Source organism: Bradyrhizobium nanningense (assembly GCF_004114535.1).
GTDB classification, from domain to species: domain Bacteria; phylum Pseudomonadota; class Alphaproteobacteria; order Rhizobiales; family Xanthobacteraceae; genus Bradyrhizobium; species Bradyrhizobium nanningense.
In genome coordinates, this window is the sequence record NZ_LBJC01000033.1 from 255163 (window position 1) to 274556 (window position 19394).

Below are 19394 nucleotides of genomic sequence, written 5' to 3' on the forward strand. Positions count from 1 at the left end.
GACGAAGCAGGGCCCTTGGCGCATGAAACAATTCTTCCTCAAGTTCTTCACCTGGTGGAATGGCCAGACTTTTGGCACCCAACTCTGGACCAAGCGGTACGGGGAGCTGGTCGGCCAGGACGAGCAGGGCAATCTCTACTATCGCACCCGGGGCGGAGCGGTCGATCCGACCCTGGGCTTCGAGCGGCGCTGGGTGATCTATAACGGTTACGCCGAAGCGAGCCGGATCCCGCCGTCCTGGCACGGCTGGATCCATCACGTCGTCGATGTGCCACCGACCGAGGCCAATTATCAGCCGCGCGAGTGGGAGAAGCCGCACCAGCCGAATCTGACCGGCACGGCGAAGGCCTATCGTCCCTCGGGATCGACCCTCGCCAGCGGCAAGCGTCCGAAGGCGACCGGCGACTATCAGCCCTGGACGCCTGGCTAGGCTTTCGGCTCAAGACTTCGGCCCCAGACTTCGGCCCAAGAATCATCATCGCCCGATTGGATGCATCCGCCTCCGAGCCGCTGTGGACTACGGGAATAGCGGGGATGGCGCCTGCGCGGACGTTGCAGCCACGCAAGCGATGCGGCTCAATGATCCCATCTTGCGGAGATGGGAGACCATCGCGTTCGGTTCGGGCAACAGTTCGCGACTGTCCCGAGATGCAGCGGCCGCCGAGGAAGGACTCGATCGGGAGATAGGCCCCCGGTCTGGAAGCTCCCAAATCGCCCGATGTGAATGTGCAGCCGCCGTAAGACAGGAAAGGCCGCTTGGGAAACCAAGCGGCCTTTTTCTGTTGTGGACGTGTGCGACGTCTTGTGCCCCGGACGCTGCGCAGCACGAAGGGGTGCGCTACGGAGCCGGGGCCCATGCTGCTGCGACCCGTGTGGCTCCTGGGTCCCGGCTCTGCGCCGCACCGCCACGCGCTGCATCGCGTCCGGGACACGAGAGCATCGGCGCGCTACACCAGCCGCGCGGCCGCGCGCTTCACCGCCTCGAGCCGCCGCGCCTGGTTTTGCGCGCCGCGCTGGCGGAGCAGGGCCATCACTTCGGCCGGCGCTGTCTCGGGCGAGCCCGAATTGAACGGCGGTGCCGGATTGTATTCCATCTGGAGCTGGATCGCTTCCGCAGTAGTGCGATCGACCAGGATCGACACCAGCGTCAGCGCGAAATCGATTCCAGCGGTGACGCCGCCGCCGGTGATACGATTGCGGTCGATGCAGACGCGCGTCTTTGTCGGCGTCGCGCCGAATTGGCTGAGCATCTCCATCGCGCTCCAATGGGTCGCGGCGCGGTAGCCCTTCAGCAGGCCTGCGGCGCCGAGCGCCAGCGATCCCGTGCAGACGGAGGTGACGTATTTTGCGCCCGCGGCCTGCCTGCGCAGGAAGTCGAGCACCTCGTCATCGCCCAGCAGGTCATTGGTGCCGCCGCCGCCGGGCACGCAGATCACGTCGAGTTGCGGGCAGTCGGCGAATGTCGTGGTCGGCGTCAGCGTCAGCACGGAATCGCTCGGCACCGGCTCGATCCGCTTCCAGATCAGATGCAGCTTCGCGCCGGGCACCATGGCGAACACCTGCAAGGGACCGGTGAAGTCGAGCTGGGTGACGCGCGGAAATATCAGAAGACCGATCTGCAGCGGTGACGACATCGGCGGGTTCCTTCCAAAGATGAGCTTGACGGGCGAAGATTGGCATGCTGCCTATGTGTCTGAAATGGCATAATTCCCACTATTTCGGACATAGGCTATGATCGGCATCTTGGTCTTCCCGGATTTCCAGCTGCTCGATGCGGCCGGCCCGATCTCGGTATTCGAGGTCGCGGCACGCTGCGCCGGCAAGCCGCTGGCGCTGCGGGTGCTGGCGCTGAATGCGGGGCCGGTGCGCAGCTCCTCGGGCGTCGAGATGATGGCGCGCGATTTCAAGTCGGCGAATGCCATCACCACGCTGGTGATCGCGGGTGGTGTCGGCGTTGCGGAGGCCGCGCGCTGCGAGGTTACGCGCGCCTTCGTGCAGCGGTTGGCGCGGCGCCGCGTGCGCGTCGCGAGCGTCTGCTCGGGCGCCTACGTGCTGGCAGAAGCAGGCCTGCTCGACGGTCGCCGCGCCACCACGCATTGGAGCCGGACGCGCGAATTCGTCGTGCGTTATCCGAAGGTCAAGTTCGAGCCGGACCGGATCTTCACCCGCGACGGCAACGTGTGGACATCGGCGGGCATCTCCGCAGGCATCGATCTGGCCCTTGCGATGGTCACCGAAGACTATGGCGAGGAGGTCGCGCAGGCGGCCGCGCGGCAGCTCGTGCTCTATCATCGCCGCAGCGGCGGCCAGTCGCAGTTTTCCTCGCTGCTGGAGCTGAAGGCGCCGAACGGCCGCTTCGGCGCGCTGTTGTCCTGGGCGCGCGAAAATCTCGACGCGCCGCTGACGGTGGAAGATCTCGCCGATCGCGCCGGCATGAGTGCGCGGCATTTCGCCCGCGCCTTCGCCGCCGAGACCGGTACGACGCCGTCGAAGGCGATCGAGCGGCTTCGGCTCGAGGTCGCGCGCGAGCGCGTGCAGTCCTCGCGCGAGGGCATCGAGCTCGTCGCGGAGGCGACCGGCTTCGGCGACCCCGAGCGTATGCGGCGCGCCTTCATCCGCGCCTTCGGTCAGCCGCCGCAGGCGCTGCGGCGCGCGGCGCGGGCGGGGTAGGGCGCCAGGCACAAGCGTTCCGCTCTGGGATCGTCTGTGCCGGACCTCGGTGTGAGCGACCAGTCAGCCGAACTCTCTCGCGACCTCGCGTCCCGCGGAAGCGATCACCTCGTTTTGCCCGTTCATATCGAGCGAGGCTCCCGTGAGGTAGACGGCGATGATGAGCGGCGAACGCAGCGGCGGCCAGACCACCGCAACGTCGTTGGTGGTGCCGTGTTCGCCGGCTCCGGTCTTGTCGCCCACGCGCCAGTTTTGTGGAAGACCGGCGCGCAATCGTTTATCGCCCGTCTTGTTTGCGATCAGCCATTTTGCGAGCTGGTCGCGAGATTCGGGCATGAGCTCGTTGCCGAACAGCAAACGCCTGAAATTCTCTGCCATTGCGTTCGGAGTCGTGGTGTCGCGGGGATCTCCTGGCGCGGCTTCGTTCAATTCGGTCTCGGTCCGGTCCAATCGCGTCACGTTGTCACCAAGACTGCGCGCAAAGGCGGTGAGGCCGGCGGTGCCGCCCATGTTCTTCAGAAGCAGGTTGCCCGCGGTGTTGTCGCTCCTCGTCATCGCGGCCTCGCAGAGCTCGCGGAGCGACATGCCGTCTGGCCCGACATGCTCACGGGTGACTGGCGAGTTCTCGACGATGTCGGCTTGTTCGATCCGGATCCGTCGATCGAGCCGGTCCAGCTTGTCGCCTGCGCCCTTCAGTATTGCTGCGGAAGCAAGCACCTTGAAGGTGCTGCACATGGGAAATCTTTCATCTCCCTTGTGATGAACCGACGCTCCGGTCTTGGTATCGAGCACGGCGACGCCGATCCGACCGCCGCTCTTGATCTCAAGTTGTTGAACGGCATCGAACAGTCGTGTTGCTTCGACTATTGAAGCGCCCGAGGCTTTCGACAGGAAAAGGCTTCCTGCGAGCGCAAGTGTGGATGTGCCGAACTGACGTCGCGTTAGCATCGTGAACTCCCATTGAGCGTAGGCGTTTCTTGCTGCGCGCTCTTGCGATTGACAAACGATGGTTCGTAAGGCCATCCATAAGCAAAACTTGGATCAGATGTGGCCCGCCGTCCTCTCAGCGTTTCCAGCCTTCCATTGAACGCGCTCCGCGCCTTCGAGGCTGCCGCGCGTCATCTGAGCTTCACCAAGGCCGGCTTGGAACTTCGTGTGTCGCAGGCCGCCGTGAGCCAGCAGGTGCGGACGCTCGAACGCAGCCTGCGCGTGGAACTGTTCAGGCGACTAACTCGCGGGCTGGCTCTGACAGAGGAAGGCGAGGCACTGTTGCCTGCCATTTCCGACGCGTTCGGTCGCATCAACCAAGTGCTGGACCGGTTCGAGAATGGTCGCATGCGCGAGACCCTGATGATTGGCGTCGTCGGAACGTTCGCGTCGGGCTGGCTCGTTCCTCGCCTCAAGAGCTTCACGTCAAGTCACCCGCAGGTCGACATAAGGATCTTTGCGAATAACAATCGCGTCGACCTCGGCGCCGAGGGTCTGGACTACGCCATTCGATTTGGCGACGGCGCGTGGCACGGGACCAACGCAGAGCGTCTGGTCGACGCTCTTTTCGCACCGATGTGCGCGCCATCCGTTGCGAAGCGTCTCAGAGCTCCAATGGATCTCCACGAAGAGGTGCTGTTGCGTTCGTATCGGTCAGGCGAATGGGCACAGTGGTTCGATGCCGCGAAATGCAGGCAGCCTCGGATGACGGGTCCGACCTTCGACTCGTCGGTCTCCATGGCGCATGCCGCGGCTCAAGGGGGCGGGGTTGCACTGTTGCCAGTCGCGTTGTTTTCAGAGGATGTGTCGCGCAAGCAGCTGGTCTGTCCTTACGATATCAGGGTCTATCTCGGATCGTACTGGCTCACGTCCCTGAAATCGAAGCGGCATACGAACGCGATGCAGGCATTCCGGGACTGGATATTGGCGGAATGCAAGAAGATGAAGCGGCACAAGAGCTGACCGGCATATCGGGACGGCGCCTCGCGCCCTCGGGGAATCACCATGGCACTGGGACGGACGCGCAGTGCAGGCCGGCTAGCTGACGCGGCCTGCGGGGGCGGTGCTGGACGTATCGGGCCCCGTCAGCCGCCGCGCGATCGGCATCAGCATGTAGGGCGCAAGATGAATCGGAAACTGCGTCATCGCGAAGTAGAGCCAGGTGGTGGGCGGCAAGGCGCCGGCCGTTGCCGCCAGCATCAGGCCGAGATTGCGCTGTGACACCATCAGCCCCAGTGCCAGCGCGCGCTCGATGCCGATGCGGCGAAACAGCAGCGTGGTGATTGCGAGCAGGGTGAAGTAAATCGCGAAGGACAGGGCTGCGAGGCTGACGGTGAAAAGCGGCTGTGCGAGGAGGTCGCTCACGACATCGCCCATGATCGCGGTAGCGAAGATGAAGAGGATAATGATGTTGAGACCGTCGATCGGCGTCTTGTGACGCTGGATCGCCTTGGCGCCGAAGATCCATCGGATGACCGTGGCAGCCAGCAGCGATGCGGCGAGGATGCCGAGCAGCTTCAGGCCCAGTGTCAGCGGCGTGATGCTCAGCATGTCGCCGAGGAAGAGGCCTGCGAACATCGAGGCCGTGAACGGCACCAGCGCGGTCGAGGTCACCAGCGTGATCAGCACGAGCGTGGCATCGAGACCCATCAGCGCCGCCAGGGCCGGGGAGGCCATCATCGGCGAGGCCATGCTTTGGAGCATCAGTGCAAGCGAAAGCCCGGGCGCGCGGACCGTGAGGCCGGTTGCGTGCGCGATCAATCCGATGATCAGCGGCACGCTGATCGTGGTCCAGGCCGTGGCGGTCGCAACCAGCGCGGGCCGGCGCAAATGGCTGTAGAGGGCGGCCAGATCGACCCGCATGAAGGAGATGCAGAGCAGGCACAGGATGGCCTCGGTGAGATAGGGGCGAAGCAATGCGCCGAGCGGTGGCACCGCGGCCGCGATGAACACGACAGCGGCGACCGCGCGGGTGCCCTGGCTGCCGAGCCATGTCAGGACGCGCAGCGGGACGGCGGCGATCGATTGGAGCGGAGAAGCCATGCGGAACGGCGCTCAGCCCAATCCCTTCAACCATGCGCCGATCTCGCTCACCGCGACATTGGCCTCTTGCAACAGTTTGCCCATTGTGAAGAAGCCATGGAATTGGCCGGGATAGTGCTTGGTCGTGACGGGCACGCCGGCCCGGCTGAGCCGCGCGGCATATTCGTTGCCTTCGTCACGCAGCGGATCGGCGCCGGCGGTCAGCACGTAGGCTGGCGGCAGGCGGGCCAGATCTTGCGCGCGCGCCGGCGAGGCGCGCCAGTCGTGAATGTCGGCGGCTCCGTTCAAATAATGGTCGCGGAACCACCGGATGACCGAATGGGTCAGTAGCACGCTGGTCTCGGGCTCGCTGTGGGAGCCTTGCGTCATGGTGAAATCGGTGGCGGGATAGATCAGCACCTGGCCCGCGAGCGCGGGACCGCCGGCATCGCGCGCGGCGAGCGCCACGACGGCGCTGAGATTGCCACCGGCGCTATCGCCCCCGATCGACAGGCGCGAAGCGTCGATGCCGAGCTTGCGCGCGTTGGCGGCAACCCATCTGGTCGCGGCCACCGCGTCCTCGGTGGCGGCGGGAAATTTGTGCTCGGGCGCGAGGCGGTAATCGACCGAAATCACGATCAGCGCGCCTTCGACCGCGAGCTGACGGCAGACGACGTCGTGGGAGTCGAGATCGCCGATTACCCAGCCGCCGCCATGGAAGAACACCAGGGCGGGCGACAGGCCGTCGTGCTGGCGCGGCTCCTTGGGCACGTAGAGGCGGGCGGGGATTGTGCCGTGCGGGGCCGGGATCGAGAGCGAAGCTACGCGGGCAAGCTCGGGCGCGTCAGGATTGGTGGCAAAGCGCGCCTGCGAATAATAGGCGCGGGCCTCTGGTGCGGTCAGGGTCTCATAGGCGGGACGGCCGGCGTCCTGGAAGGCCTTGTAGACGGCGGCGGCATCGGGATCGAGCACAACGGGCATGGGGAGCGACCTCCGGTCAGAGTTGGACGTCATTTCCGGGGGGATGCCGCCTCGGCGTCCCCGGGCGGGGGTGTTTGACTATCCCATTCGGGCGCCGGTCTGGCCAGATGGGGCCGGGAAGGGCAGGGATGCCGCCCTTCCCCCGCCGTATTCGCCGTGTTAACCGGATGGCCTGCGAGCGGCGGTAACCCCTGTAAAATGTCCAACAAGCCCGATTCGCTGTTGAAGCCGCGCGAGATGTTTCGAACCATTACCCTGACAGGTCTTGCGGCGCTTTTGGCCGCCACCGCGCTGACGGTTGCGATGCCGGCTCGGGCGCAAATCGGCACGATCTTTTCCGATCCGCCGCCGCTGCGGCCGCCCGGCAATATTCCGCGCGGCCAACCGCAGCCGCAGCAGATCCCGGACGATGACGAAGAGGTGCCGGAGCTGCCGCCGCAAGGCCGCGTGCTGCCGTCGCGCCCGATGCCTCCGCCCCCGGGCCGGCAGGGCAATGTGATGCCGGGACCGGTCGAGACCCAGCCGCTGGCGCCGCCGCCGGGCTCCACCGTCGCGCCGCCGAACCAGCCGCCCGTCGCGGTCGCGCCGCCAGGCGGCGCCCAGCCGGGCGCACCCGGTCGTCAGCCGCAGCAGAAGGGCGCTCCGGGCGCCGTGCCGCAGACCCCGGCAAGCCTGCAGCCGGGCGACGAGGTCGTCACCGAGCCGCCGGCCCAGAAGATCGTGAACAAGAAGGCGACCTTCTCCGGCCTCGACAAGATCACCGGACGCATCATCAATTTCGACGAGGAGATCGGCGAGACCGTCCAGTTCGGCGCGCTCAGGGTCAAGACCGACGCCTGCTACACGCGGCCGGCGACGGAGGCCACCAATACCGACGCCTTCGTCGAGGTCGACGAGATCACCTTGCAGGGCGAGGTGAAGCGCATCTTCTCGGGCTGGATGTACGCGGCAAGCCCGGGCCTGCACGGCGTCGAGCACCCGATCTACGACATCTGGCTGACCGACTGCAAAGAGCCGCAGCAGACCGTTGCGACCGCAGCGCCGGATCCCGCGACCAAGCCGCCGCCTCCGCCGCCGCCTGCGCAGAAGAAGGCCGCACCGAAGCAGGTGCAGCAGCGTCCGCCGCAGCCTCTGCCGCCGATCCAGCAGCAGCAACCGGCACCACCGCCGCCTCCGCCGCCGGAGCAGCGGCCGGGTCTGTTCGGTATCCCTGGGTTTGGCCGCTAGGCCAAATCCCCGGCTTCGGCCGCTAAGCCGGCGATCGACTATCGCCGCGAGGCGATGATCTCGAGCGCGCGTGAGCCCGGGATGGCCTCGCCGGGGGAGAGTCTCAGGAAATCGCCGGGCTCGCCGGCCAGCGCCTTGTCTAGCAGCGCGGTGTAGCGCCGCCGCGAGATCTCGACAGCGCCAAAGCTCTTCAAATGCTCGGTGACATATTGCGTGTCGAGCAGCTCGAACCCGCCGTAAATGAGCCGCGCGACCAGATGCACCAGCGCGACCTTCGAGGCATCGCGCGCAGTGTGGAACATGCTCTCGCCGAAAAAGGCGCGCCCTAAGCTGACGCCGTACAGCCCGCCGACGAGATCGTCGCCCTGCCATGCCTCGACGCTATGGCAATGGCCGAGTTGGTACAGGCCGCCATAGAGGTCACGGATGCGCTTGTTGATCCAGGTGTCCTCGCGCCCGGTCTGCGGCGCGGCGCAGCCTGCGATCGTCGCCTTGAACGCGGTGTTGACGGTGACGCGAAACACGTCCGAGCGCACCGTGCGCGCAAGCCGCGAGGCGACGCGAAATCCGTCGAGGGGGATGACGCCGCGAAATTCCGGCTCGACCCAGAACAGGGTCGGATCGTCGGCGCTTTCCGCCATCGGAAAGATGCCGCAGGCATAGGCGCGCAGCAGCACGGCCGGGGTGATTTCAGATGGAGCGGAGTCGCGCGAAGTCATGGTTCGCGATCATAGCAGGATCGCGATGCGGTTGCGATGGGTGCGCAGCGCGAGGTCAGCCGGCGGCAGCGGTGCTGGTCTTGCCCGGGCTTGCGGGCACGCGACCGAACTTCAGCACGATCCGGGTTCCGGAATGGGTGGGATCGCGCTCGACCGAGGCGTCGAGCTTGGCGGCCATGGCGGCGACGATGCGCTGGCCCATGCCGGTGGAGCGCGGATCGGCCTTGACGGCGTCGCCGACGCCGTTGTCGGTGATCGACAGCAGGAGATCGTCGCCGTGCGAGGTCAGCTCGACATGGATCGGGCCGGCGCCGTCGGGATAGGCGTATTTCACTGCGTTCATCACCAGCTCGTTGACGATGATGCCGACGGCGACCGCGCGGTCCGGATCGATCTCGATCGGCTCGGCCTTCAGCGTCAGGCGCGACATCCGGTTGCCTTCGGCCGAGCGGCGGAGATCCTCGAGAAGAGAATCCAGATACTGGTTCAGGACCACGCTCTTCAGGTCCTGCGAGGTGTAGAGGCGTCGGTGCACTTGCGCGACCGCGGCGACCCGGCCCATCGCATTGGTCAGCGCCGCCTTGACCTCGTCCTGTACAGCCGAGCTTGCCTGAAGGTGCAGCAGAGAGGCGATGATCTGGAGCGAATTGCCGACGCGGTGATTGACCTCGCGCAGCAGCAGCTCGCGTTCGGCGGCAAGAGCCGCGTAGCGGTCGCGCGAGGCATGAATCTCGGCTTCGGCGTCCTCGCGCGCTTTCTGCAATTCGGCCTGGCGCAGCGCGCTCTCGGTTGCGACGTGGAGCAGGGGGATGAAATCGCCCGTGACGTCCTTGACGAGATAATCGGCCGCACCGGCCTTCAGTGCGGTGACGGCGATGTTGGAATCCTGCGAGGCAGTGACGAACACGACCGGCGGCGCGTCGGGGATCGCCATGATCTGCTCGAGCGTCTCCAGCCCGTCGAGGCCGGGCATGTACTGGTCGAGCGCCACCACGTCGATGCCGCCCTCGGCACCCGCGCGGCGGATGCACTCCAGACCTTCCTCGCCGCTCGCGGCATGGATGACCCTGTAGCCGCGCCGCGTCAGGCCGCGTTCGACCAGGCGCGCCAGCGCACCGTCGTCGTCGATGTAGAGCAGGGTTGGCGTGCGCTGGTTCATGGTGCGGCGGGCGGAACCTGGATGACCGAGAAGAACAGGCCGAGCTGCCGGATGGCATTGGCGAAATTCTCGTAGTTGACGGGCTTGGTGATGTAGACGTTGCAGCCGAGCTCGTAGCAGCGCTTGATTTCCTGGGAATCGTCCGTGGTGGTCAGCACCACCACGGGCGAAGCCTTCAGATATTTGTTTTCCTTGATCTGCCTCAGGATGTCGATCCCGGTCATGTCGGGCAGGTTGAGGTCGAGCAGGATCAGAAGCGCATTGCCCTTCTGCACGAGGCCGCTGCCGTCGGCGCCGAACAGGTGCTGCATCGCATCGGTGCCGTTGGCGAACGAGACGATCTCGTTGTTGACTCCCGAGCGGCGGATGTTGCGCTCGATCAGGCGGGCGTGGCCCTCGTCGTCCTCGATCATGATGATGGTGACAGGCTGGGTCATCGATCTCTGTTCCGGTTGCTCACGTTCCAGGCGATCGGCAGCGTGATCGTGAAGGTGCTGCCCGCGTTCAGTTCCGACGATACCGACATGGTGCCGCCGAGGCGACGCACAAGTGCACGCACATGCGCAAGACCAATGCCCTGGCCGGGCTTGTCCTGGGTTCCGGCGCGGCGGAACAGCTCGAATATCCGCTGATGATCTTTCGGATCGATCCCCCGGCCGTTGTCGCTGATCTCGAAGATAGCGTAACCGAGCTTGGTCCGCCCGCGGATTCTGATCTCTCCGGGCACGCCGCGCTTCAGATATTTGATCGCATTGTCGATCAGGTTGGAGAAGATCTGCTCGAGCGCGAGCCGGTCGCTCACGACATTTGGCAGGGGCTCGAGGTGGATCTCGGCCTGTGCCTCGGCCGCCTGGTGCGCCAGCGTCGACACGATGGCCTCGATCAGCTCGGTTGTGTCGACCTTGACCGGCTGGAATTCACGCCGGCCCTCGCGGGTGAGGTTGAGGATCGCCGAGATCAGCCGGTCCATCTTGGCGATCGACGTCTTGATGAAGCCGAGCGCTTCGGAGAAGTCCTCCTGGAGCTGCTTGTCCGGACCTTCGAGCTCGATCTCGCCGGGCCCGGCGGGGGCCAGCGATGCACCGTCCGCAGGGACACGGGCGAGGCTGCCGATGCGGCGGAAGATGTCGCCGCCGAGCTCATCGAGCTCGCTGGTGAAGCCCATGATGTTGACGAGCGGCGAGCGCAGATCGTGGCTGACGATATAGGCAAAGCGCTGGATCTCGTCGTTGGCCTCGCGCAGGTCCGCCGTGCGTTCATCGACGACGGATTCCAGATTGACGTTGGCATCGCGCAGGCGCGCTTCGGCCTCGTCACGGGCGCGGGCCGAGCGCCGCACCAGCCAAGTCGAGATCATGGCCAGCAGCACGACGAGTCCGGAGCCGATGCCGGTCATCGATGCAGCGAGGGTCTGACTCTGGTCGGAATTTGCCGTTCGGACCCGGAACAGCCGCTCCTCCTCGCGGATCATCGCATTGGCCAGGTTGCTGATCGTGGTCGTGGTATTACCAGCCGCGGCCTCGCGGATCAGCGCCGTGGCGTTGTCGGGTTGGCCCTCCTTCACGAACGTCATCTCGCGCGAGAACTGGTCGAGCCGGGTCTCGATTGCCGCGCTCAGCTTCTCGATGCTGTCGCGTTGCGCCGGATTGTCACCAATCTGGCGCGTGAGCTTGTCGAGCGCCGGAATGATCGCCGCGACGGCTTTCTCATGATCCGATTGGAAATCCGGTCCCCGCGTCAGGAGAAAGCCGCGAGCGCTGCTCTCGGCACGACGGATCTCGAGCAGCAAGGCGTTGATCTGGCTCTCCGCCTCGATGGTATGGATCACCCATTTGCCGTCTTCCCGCGCCTTGTTGACGAGATAGACCGAGCCGGCGCTGATCACGGTCAGCACCAGAAGTCCCGCCGCAATCAGCAGGATCTGCCAAAATGCCCGCCGTCGTTGGGCCTTGGCCGTCACGACGGCCTCGCTTTGTCACATCTAACGGAAGTCAAAAGGCCCCCTTGGAACTATCCCCGCGTCCAGAACGCAATGGGGCCCAAAGGGTTCCACGGCCAAGTGGATTTATCGCGGGGCAGGCTCCATCTTGCCGGCTAAGTACTGTTCCAGCCAGTGGATATGGTAGTCGCCGTTGATGATATCGTCCTCGCGCACCAAGGCGCGGAACAGCGGAAGCGTGGTCTCGATGCCTTCCACCACCATCTCGTCCAGCGCCCGGCGGAGCCGCATCAGGCATTCGGCGCGGGTCTTGCCGTGCACAATCAGCTTGCCGACCAGGGAATCGTAATAGGGCGGGATCGTGTAGCCCTGATAGACGGCGGAATCGATGCGCACCCCGAGTCCACCGGGCGGATGGTATTGCAGTATGCGGCCGGGCGAGGGGCGGAAGGTCTGGGGATTCTCGGCGTTGATGCGGCACTCGATCGCGTGGCCGATGACCTGGATCTCCTCCTGCTTGGCCGGCAGGTCACCGCCGGCGGCGATGCGGATCTGCTCCAGCACGAGGTCGATGTCGGTAATGCTCTCGGTGACGGGGTGTTCGACCTGGATGCGGGTGTTCATCTCGATGAAGTAGAATTCGCCGTCCTCGAACAGGAATTCGATGGTGCCGACGCCGAGATATTTCATCTCGCGCATCGCCTTCGCGCAGGTCTCGCCGATCTTGGCCCGCGCGGCTGCGGCGAGCACGGGCGAGGGACCTTCCTCCCAGACCTTCTGGTGGCGGCGTTGCAGCGAGCAGTCGCGCTCGCCGAGATGGATCGCGCCGCCGCGGCCGTCGCCGAGAATCTGGATTTCGATGTGGCGCGGCTTCTGGAGGTATTTTTCCAGATAGACGGAGGCATCGCCAAAGGCGGATTTGGCCTCGTTGGCCGCCGTCGACAGCGCCAACTGGAGATCCGCCTCGCTGTGGGCGACCTTCATGCCGCGGCCGCCGCCGCCGGCCGCCGCCTTCACCAGCACGGGAAAGCCGATCTTCCTTGCGATTGCCAGGGCATCGTCGTCGGGGCCGACCGCGCCGTCGGAGCCGGGCACCACGGGGATGCCGAGCTTCTTGGCGGTCTTCTTGGCTTCGATCTTGTCGCCCATCAGGCGGATGTGCTCGGCCTTGGGGCCGATGAAATGCAGATTGTGCTCGGACAGGATTTCCGCGAAGCGCGCATTCTCCGACAGGAAGCCGTAGCCGGGGTGCACGGCGTCGGCGCCGGTGATCTCACAGGCCGCGAGCAGCGCGGGCACGTTGAGATAGCTGTCCTTGGACGCCGGCGGTCCGATGCAAACGCTCTCGTCCGACAGGCGCACATGCATGGCGTCGGCGTCAGCCGTGGAGTGCACGGCGACGGTGGCGATCCCGAGCTCCTTGCACGCTCTGAGGATGCGAAGGGCGATCTCGCCGCGATTGGCTATGAGGATCTTGTCGAACATGGTGCCTCGGGGGGCGAGTGGGGAATAACGAATGGCGAATGGAGAAGAGTAACTATTCGCTACCCGCTATTCGCCAATCCCTCACTCAATGATGACGAGCGGCTCACCGTACTCGACCGGCTGGCCGTCCTCGACCAAGATCTGCGTCACCGTGCCGGCGCGCGGCGAGGGGATCTGGTTCATGGTCTTCATGGCTTCGATGATCAGCAGCGTCTGTCCGACCGAGACCTTGGCTCCGACTTCGATGAACGGCTTGGCGCCGGGCTCCGGCGCCCAATAGGCGGTGCCGACCATCGGCGAGCTGACCGCGCCAGGATGCTTCGACAGGTCGGGCCCGGCCGCTGCGGCGGGGGCGACCGGCAGGGCGGCGGGAGTAGCGGCCATCGGCATCGGCATGGTCGCAGCAACGCTGATATTGCGGGCGACGCGCAGGCGCAGGCCCGCACGTTCGATCTCGATCTCGCTGAGACTGGTCTCATCGAGCAGCAAAGCGAGCTCGCGGACGAGCGCGGAATCCTCGCTGGAAAACTTTGCGGCTGCTTTGTCGTCTGGCTGGCGCGCCATGTTGTTTGATCCGAATGTTCTGTTTGATGAGGAGATTCAGGCTTTGGGCTTGATGGCAAGCTTGGCGGCAAGGCCCTGGATGGCGAGGCGGTAGCCCTCGATGCCGAAACCGCAGAGCGAGGCGAAGGCCGCGCGTGCGGTGTAGGAGTGGTGACGAAAGCTCTCGCGGGCGTGGATGTTGGTCACATGCACCTCGACCGTCGGGATCTGAACCGCAAGCAGCGCGTCGTGCAGCGCGATCGAAGTGTGCGAATAGCCGCCGGCATTGATGATGATGCCCTTCATCTTGCGGCGATGCGCCTCGTGGATGAAGTCGATCAGCTCGCCCTCGCGGTTGGACTGCCGGCAATCGGCCCTGAGACCGAAGGTCGCCGCGGTCTCCCGGCACAGCGCCTCGACGTCGGCCAAGGTCGCATGGCCATACTTCTCCGGCTCGCGCGTCCCCAACATGTTGAGGTTCGGCCCGTTCAGGACGAGGATCGTGTCGGTTGCTGGTTCGGCCATTCCAATCCCGCAAAGAGGTGCTTCGGGTGGGCGGGGTTATAGGTAACAAAGCGCGTGAGGGGAAGCCTTGAAGGCCTCAGGGGCGGGTTCAAGGACCTCATCCAGTGCGCAAAAACCTGTGTGGAAACCACGGAAATTGCTTGTTAACCAGTCCGAAACATGGCTGCCGGCCAACCGCAAAGGGGCGGGCATTGCTGCCCGCCCCTGAGTTTGCCGATCTCGCGGCCTTAAACGTTCAGGACAGCCACGATTTCGTAGGTGTCCGGATTGATGATCACGATCTCTTCCTTGACCAGGACGTACTTGTACGTGCGCCACTCCGGATAGATCGTCACGACCCGCGACGGCAGGGCATGCAGCTCGATGCCCTCACGCGGAATGCGGGTGCCGACCGAAATCGAGAAGTTCACGTTGGTCACAGGCCGCACGTGCTCCTCTCGGATCACGGACGTGATCTGGGTCCGCTGCTCGGTCGAGAGCTTTGCGGCCGCGCCGGCCTGGCCGACCGTGGTCGAGGACGAGGTGCTACCCTGCGCGTTCTGGGTGCTGCTCGTGCCGGTCTGGCCCTGGGCGTTCTGGTTGGTGCTCGTCCCGGTCTGGCCCTGAGCGTTCTTGTTGGTGCTCGTGCCGGTGCTCTTCTGGTTCTCGGCGTTGTTGGTCGAGGTGCCGCTCTTGCTGCCCTCAGCCTTCATGTCCTTCTGGTCCTTCGCGCCGGACTTGCTGGTGTCCTGGCTCATGCTCTTGGACTTGTCCTGCTGGGACTTGTCCATCTGACCCTGCGCGCGTTCGTCGGTGCGCTGGCCCTTGGTCGCACCAGCCTTGTCCTCGGCCGCGTTCTTGTTCATTGCGCCGCCCGAGTGCTCGTCCTTCATCGCGCCTGACTTGTCTTCGGACGCCCGATCGGACTTCATGCTGCTGGAGCCGCCGGCCTGGCCAACGGTGCCCTTCTCATGGCTCATGGAATCGCGGCCCATCGAGCCGCGCTCGGAGGCGCCGCCCGACTGCTGCGAATGCTGCATCTGCTGCGAGCCGGCGCCGCTGTCGCGGCCCTTGTCTTGTGCGTTCGCCAGACCGGCGCCCGCGACGAGGGCGATTGCGGCGACCGAGATCATAAAGCGGTTCAACATCGAATTCTCCTCACGTGTTTCTTTGCGTCATTGCCCGCGCCGACAACGAAAGGAGATTTGAGTTGTTCCTGAACATGCGCGGTTCCGCGGCTTTTGTTTGTTAAACGCAAGATGAATGCGCGCGTCGGATTTGTGCCGGGTTTCGTGCAAGGTTTTCGTTCCACGAAAAAGGCCGGCTTTTCAGCCGGCCTCAACGCATGCGTGAGTTGTAAAATCCCTGATCAGCAGGTCGCCTTTTTGAACCAGTCGCCTTTTTCAACAAGTCGCCTTGCCGCAGCGGGCAATGCCGATCTTCTCCCGGAGGCCTTCGACGCCGACGGCGCCGACCACGATCTGCTTGCCGATCACATAGCTCGGCGTGCCGTTCATGCCCATCGCTTCGGCGAGCTTGAAGTTCTCCTCGATGGTGGCGCGCACCTCGGCGCTGGCGATGTCCTTCTCGATCTTCGCGGTGTCGAGGCCGGCTTCCTTGGCCGCTTGAAGCGCGCGCGCCTTGTCGGCGGCGCCGCGGCCACCCAGCAGCTTCTGATGGAAGTCGAGATATTTCTTGCCGGTAGGATCCTGCATGCGCACGGCGACCGCGACCTGCGCCGCTTCGACCGAGCCCTGGCTTAGCACCGGAAACTCCTTCAGCACGACCTTCAGCTTCGGATCGCTCTTCATGAGGCTGAGCATGTCGTCCATCGCGCGCTTGCAGTAGCCGCAATTGTAGTCGAAGAACTCGACGAAGGTGACGTCGCCCTCCTTGTTGCCGAGCACGACCTGATGCGGCGAGTTGAAGATCGCATCGGTGTTTTGCGCAACGCTGGCCTCATGCTTCTGCGCTTCAGCCGCGGCCTGGCGCTTGCTGAGCTCGGCCATGGCTTCCTCGAGCACCTCGGGATGGCTGACGAGGTAGTTCTTGATGATCGTCTCGATGTCGGTGCGCTGGGTATCGGAGAAGCTGTCGGCCGACGCAGGCACGGCTGCGCCGAACATGGCGAGCGCAAACAACGCAGGAGCAAGCAGGCGCAGCGAAGGCATAGGCAAATCCTCTTATCCAAAGCAGGTTTCGAATACGTCCCGGCGGACTCAAAGCTCGGTGTCGTGACGTCGTGGTGTCAGGCGTCGTTCTTGTTTTTTCGCTAAAGTGCGATGAGATTCCATTGAATCATCGGCGCACTCGAGGTCTTCGTTTAAAGCATGATCTTATCGGAGAACCGCTTCGCACTTTTCCGGATCATGCTCTAGTTGCGCGGCGGCTTGGCCGCCACGATGTCGTCGGCCTTGACCCATCCGGGCGTGCCGACGGCAAAACGGGTTTTCGCGCGCGTGGCGAGCTCGCGGGCGGTCTTGTTGTCGCCGCGCAAGTAAGCGGCCTGTGCCGATGCGAGATCCGCCTCGGCATAATCTCCCTTCCGGCCATAGGCCATCGCGAGCTGGCTATAACCAAGAACGGCCTCGGGCTCCCGCGCCACCGCGGCGCGGAGAATCCGAACGGCGTCGTCCGTGTAGGCCTTATTATCGGTTCCAACCAGAGCCTGCCCAAGTAACATCTCGATGAGGGGTGAATTGTTCGAGAGTGCGACAGCCTTACGCAGGGCAGGGATCGCCTCGGCCGGCTTGCCGCTTTCCAGCAGGGCCTGGCCACGCACCTCGTAAAAGTACGGGTTGTTCGGCTGAACCTGGATCAGCGCGTCGATCTGGGTGAGGGCGCTGCGCAAGTCGCCGTGCAGATAGGTGCTGATGGCGCGGGCATAGCGCGCCGGCATGCTGTCGTTCGACAGCGGATAGCGGCGATACACCGTCTCGGGCCGCTCCATGAAGGCGGATATTTTGGCGCGAACCATGTCGTGGCGAAGCTGGAGCGCGGGATCGTCCTTCTTGTTCCAGTAGGGGCTCGAGCTTGCGAAGTCCTGGAGCGCGGCAACGCGCTCGGCCGGCATCGGATGCGACTGGAGATAGGGATCGGCGCCGCGCGCGGCGAACAGGCTTTCGCTGGTGAAGCGCTTGAAAGTCTCGTACATGCCCTTCGGCGATTGCTGGGTCGCGGTCAGGAATTTCACACCGGCGCGGTCGGCGTTCTCCTCCTGCTGGCGCTGATAGGACAGCAGCGACCGGCGGATCACCTCCTGCGGAGCCGAGATCGCGGCGGCGCCGGCATTGGCGAGCCCGTTGTTGCCTGCACTGCTGCGCTGGGTGCTGCCCGCGGCGATCGCGCCGGCTCCGAGCAGCATCGCGATGATCATCTGTGTCTGGGCGGCGGCGAGTTGCTCGCGCAGCTTGGACAGATGGCCGCCGGCCAGGTGTCCGGTCTCGTGCGCGAGCACGCCGATGATCTGGTTCGGCGTCTCCGATTGAAGGATCGCGCCGTAATTGACGAAGATGCGGCGGCCATCGGCGACGAACGCGTTGAACGAGCTGTCGTTGAGGATCACCATCTGGATGTTCTGCTTCTCCAGACCCGCGGCGCGCAGGATCGGGCGCGTATATTCGCGCAGCAGCTGCTCGGTTTCGGTGTCGCGCAGGACCGGCGGCCCTTTGGCTTGCGCGTGCGCGGCGGAGAACGGCGTCAGCGCGATCGCCGCAGCCGTGACGAGGGCGGTGAGGGCGGAAGCCTTCTTGCGCAATGCGATCTGGAACGACATCAAACGGTCTTGGTCAAACGGTCTGGACAGCAGTTTCGTGATTGGTTTTGGCGATTGGCGGCGGACCGGATACGCGATATGCCCTAATGAGCCGTTCCCCTTATGAGCCGCACAATGCGGCCAGTCTGGGGCGCAAGTGCCCCGTTTCCCGGACCGGATGCACCGGCCCGCCAGCGAAATAGCAGAAATCGATGCACGATGCGACTTTAAGGAACCGGTTGGGGCAGTGGCTCGCGCCCTCCCGCCGCAGCGATGTTCCCCCCTTCATGGTGATGGACGTCATGGCCGCGGCGGCTCGAATCGAGGCCGCCGGGGGGCATGTCATCCATATGGAGGTCGGCCAGCCCGCGGCCGCGGCGCCCAGGACCGCGATTGCCGCCGCCCACACCGCGCTCGAGGTCGGGCGGATCGATTATACCTCCGCGCTGGGCATCCCCTCCCTGCGCGCGCGCATCGCGCGCCATTATCGCGATGCCTATGGCTGCGACGTCAGCCCCGAGCGCATCGTGGTGACGACCGGCTCTTCCGGCGGGTTCATCCTGGCCTTCCTGTCGATGTTCGAGCCTGGCGACCGCGTCGCCGTGACGGTGCCGGGTTATCCGCCCTACCGTCATATCCTCACCGCGCTCGGTTGCGAGCCGGTGCTGATCGAGACCACGAACGAGACGCGCCATGCACTCACTGGCGAGGCGTTGCTCGCGGCCCATCGCAAGGCGCCGCTGAAGGGCGTACTGGTCGGCAGCCCCGCCAATCCGACGGGGACGATGATGTCACGCGAAGCGCTCGCCGGCCTGATTGCGGCCGCCGAAGACGCGGGCATCCGCTTCATCTCGGACGAAATCTATCATGGGCTCGATTATGCGTTTCCGGCCGTCACCGCGGCCGCGCTCTCCGGGCACGCACTCGTGATCAACTCGTTCTCCAAATATTTTTGCATGACGGGCTGGCGCGTCGGCTGGATGGTCGTACCCGAAATCCTGGTGCGCCCCATCGAGCGGCTGCAGCAGAACCTGTCGATCTCGGTGCCGTCGCTGTCGCAGATCGCGGCTGAGGCCGCCTTCAACGGCGCTGCCGAGATGGAGGCGATCAAGCACGGCTATCAGGAAAACCGGCGGATTTTGATCGAGGGATTGCCGAAAGCCGGCCTAGCCAAGTTCCTGCCGGCCGATGGTGCATTTTATCTCTATGCCGACGTCTCGGACTTCACCTCCGACAGTTTCGAGTTCGCCAAGCAGATGCTGGAACAGGCACACGTTGCGGCTACGCCCGGCCTCGATTTCGATCCCGTTCACGGCCGGTCGTTCATTCGTCTTTCCTATGCACGTTCGCCCGGGGAGATGCGCGAGGCAGTTGACCGGATCGCTCACTGGCTTAAATAGCCGC

Annotated in this window: 19 protein-coding genes; 5 read left to right on the forward strand and 14 right to left on the reverse strand. The window is 64.8% G+C overall.

From position 1 onward, the window contains the following. Window positions 1-22 precede the first annotated feature (22 nt). Window positions 23-430 (forward strand): NADH:ubiquinone oxidoreductase subunit NDUFA12, encoded by a 408-nt coding sequence (locus XH84_RS30105; RefSeq protein ID WP_128920716.1) that lies wholly within the window; start codon window positions 23-25, stop codon window positions 428-430. A gap of 517 nt (window positions 431-947) precedes the next feature. Here the strand turns inward: XH84_RS30105 and XH84_RS30110 are convergent. Further along, window positions 948-1634: a DJ-1/PfpI family protein gene (locus tag XH84_RS30110; RefSeq protein WP_128920717.1), complete on the reverse strand. Its 687-nt coding sequence runs from the start codon at window positions 1632-1634 to the stop codon at window positions 948-950. Window positions 1635-1731: 97 nt separating this feature from the next. Here XH84_RS30110 and XH84_RS30115 point away from each other — a divergent pair, with 97 nt between their 5' ends. Continuing rightward, window positions 1732-2670, forward strand: a complete 939-nt coding sequence (locus XH84_RS30115; RefSeq protein ID WP_128920718.1) for a GlxA family transcriptional regulator — start codon at window positions 1732-1734, stop codon at window positions 2668-2670. A gap of 63 nt (window positions 2671-2733) precedes the next feature. On the opposite strand, the gene bla is transcribed toward XH84_RS30115, so the two are convergent. Further along, a complete protein-coding gene (bla, locus tag XH84_RS30120) occupies window positions 2734-3618 on the reverse strand; it encodes a class A beta-lactamase (RefSeq protein ID WP_128920719.1) in 885 nt (294 codons plus the stop codon). Between the two features lie 99 nt (window positions 3619-3717). Between bla and XH84_RS30125 the strand changes: the two genes are divergently transcribed. Continuing rightward, entirely contained in the window at window positions 3718-4620 is a 903-nt protein-coding gene (locus XH84_RS30125; RefSeq protein WP_128920720.1) for a LysR family transcriptional regulator, read from the forward strand. A gap of 75 nt (window positions 4621-4695) precedes the next feature. On the opposite strand, the gene XH84_RS30130 is transcribed toward XH84_RS30125, so the two are convergent. After that, window positions 4696-5700, reverse strand: coding sequence for a Na+-dependent transporter (locus tag XH84_RS30130; RefSeq protein ID WP_128920721.1), 1005 nt, complete (start codon window positions 5698-5700; stop codon window positions 4696-4698). A gap of 12 nt (window positions 5701-5712) precedes the next feature. Continuing rightward, window positions 5713-6660: an alpha/beta hydrolase gene (locus XH84_RS30135; RefSeq protein WP_128920722.1), complete on the reverse strand. Its 948-nt coding sequence runs from the start codon at window positions 6658-6660 to the stop codon at window positions 5713-5715. 198 nt (window positions 6661-6858) lie between these two features. Here XH84_RS30135 and XH84_RS30140 point away from each other — a divergent pair, with 198 nt between their 5' ends. Continuing rightward, complete coding sequence (locus XH84_RS30140; protein WP_164937401.1) at window positions 6859-7887, forward strand: DUF2155 domain-containing protein; 1029 nt, start codon at window positions 6859-6861, stop codon at window positions 7885-7887. A gap of 38 nt (window positions 7888-7925) precedes the next feature. Here XH84_RS30140 and aat read toward each other — a convergent pair whose 3' ends face one another. The 10 genes from aat to XH84_RS30190 form a co-directional block, all read right to left on the reverse strand. Further along, window positions 7926-8606, reverse strand: a complete 681-nt coding sequence (aat, locus tag XH84_RS30145) for a leucyl/phenylalanyl-tRNA--protein transferase (protein ID WP_128922007.1) — start codon at window positions 8604-8606, stop codon at window positions 7926-7928. Between the two features lie 55 nt (window positions 8607-8661). Then, a complete protein-coding gene (locus tag XH84_RS30150) occupies window positions 8662-9765 on the reverse strand; it encodes a sensor histidine kinase (protein WP_128922006.1) in 1104 nt (367 codons plus the stop codon). Continuing rightward, window positions 9762-10202: a response regulator gene (locus tag XH84_RS30155; RefSeq protein WP_128922005.1), complete on the reverse strand. Its 441-nt coding sequence runs from the start codon at window positions 10200-10202 to the stop codon at window positions 9762-9764. Before XH84_RS30155 ends, XH84_RS30150 begins: the two co-directional genes overlap by 4 nt. Further along, window positions 10199-11725, reverse strand: coding sequence for a sensor histidine kinase (locus XH84_RS30160; protein WP_128922004.1), 1527 nt, complete (start codon window positions 11723-11725; stop codon window positions 10199-10201). The genes XH84_RS30155 and XH84_RS30160 overlap by 4 nt, the downstream gene beginning before the upstream one ends. A 105-nt stretch (window positions 11726-11830) precedes the next feature. Beyond that, window positions 11831-13189: an acetyl-CoA carboxylase biotin carboxylase subunit gene (gene accC, locus XH84_RS30165; RefSeq protein ID WP_128922003.1), complete on the reverse strand. Its 1359-nt coding sequence runs from the start codon at window positions 13187-13189 to the stop codon at window positions 11831-11833. Window positions 13190-13270: 81 nt separating this feature from the next. Beyond that, on the reverse strand, window positions 13271-13753 hold the full coding sequence (accB, locus tag XH84_RS30170) for an acetyl-CoA carboxylase biotin carboxyl carrier protein (RefSeq protein ID WP_128922002.1): 483 nt from the start codon (window positions 13751-13753) through the stop codon (window positions 13271-13273). Window positions 13754-13789: 36 nt separating this feature from the next. Then, on the reverse strand, window positions 13790-14257 hold the full coding sequence (gene aroQ / locus XH84_RS30175; RefSeq protein ID WP_128922001.1) for a type II 3-dehydroquinate dehydratase: 468 nt from the start codon (window positions 14255-14257) through the stop codon (window positions 13790-13792). Window positions 14258-14484: 227 nt separating this feature from the next. Beyond that, the gene (locus XH84_RS30180) at window positions 14485-15384 is read right to left on the reverse strand and encodes a DUF1236 domain-containing protein (RefSeq protein WP_128922000.1); all 900 of its coding nucleotides are present in this window, start codon (window positions 15382-15384) and stop codon (window positions 14485-14487) included. Window positions 15385-15639: 255 nt separating this feature from the next. Next, a complete protein-coding gene (locus XH84_RS30185; protein WP_128921999.1) occupies window positions 15640-16407 on the reverse strand; it encodes a DsbA family protein in 768 nt (255 codons plus the stop codon). Between the two features lie 203 nt (window positions 16408-16610). After that, window positions 16611-18011 carry a M48 family metalloprotease gene (locus XH84_RS30190; protein WP_128921998.1) on the reverse strand — a complete coding sequence of 467 codons (1401 nt, stop codon included), beginning with the start codon at window positions 18009-18011 and terminating at the stop codon, window positions 16611-16613. 191 nt (window positions 18012-18202) lie between these two features. Between XH84_RS30190 and XH84_RS30195 the strand changes: the two genes are divergently transcribed. Beyond that, window positions 18203-19390 carry a pyridoxal phosphate-dependent aminotransferase gene (locus XH84_RS30195; RefSeq protein ID WP_128921997.1) on the forward strand — a complete coding sequence of 396 codons (1188 nt, stop codon included), beginning with the start codon at window positions 18203-18205 and terminating at the stop codon, window positions 19388-19390. The last annotated feature ends 4 nt before the right edge of the window (window positions 19391-19394 follow it).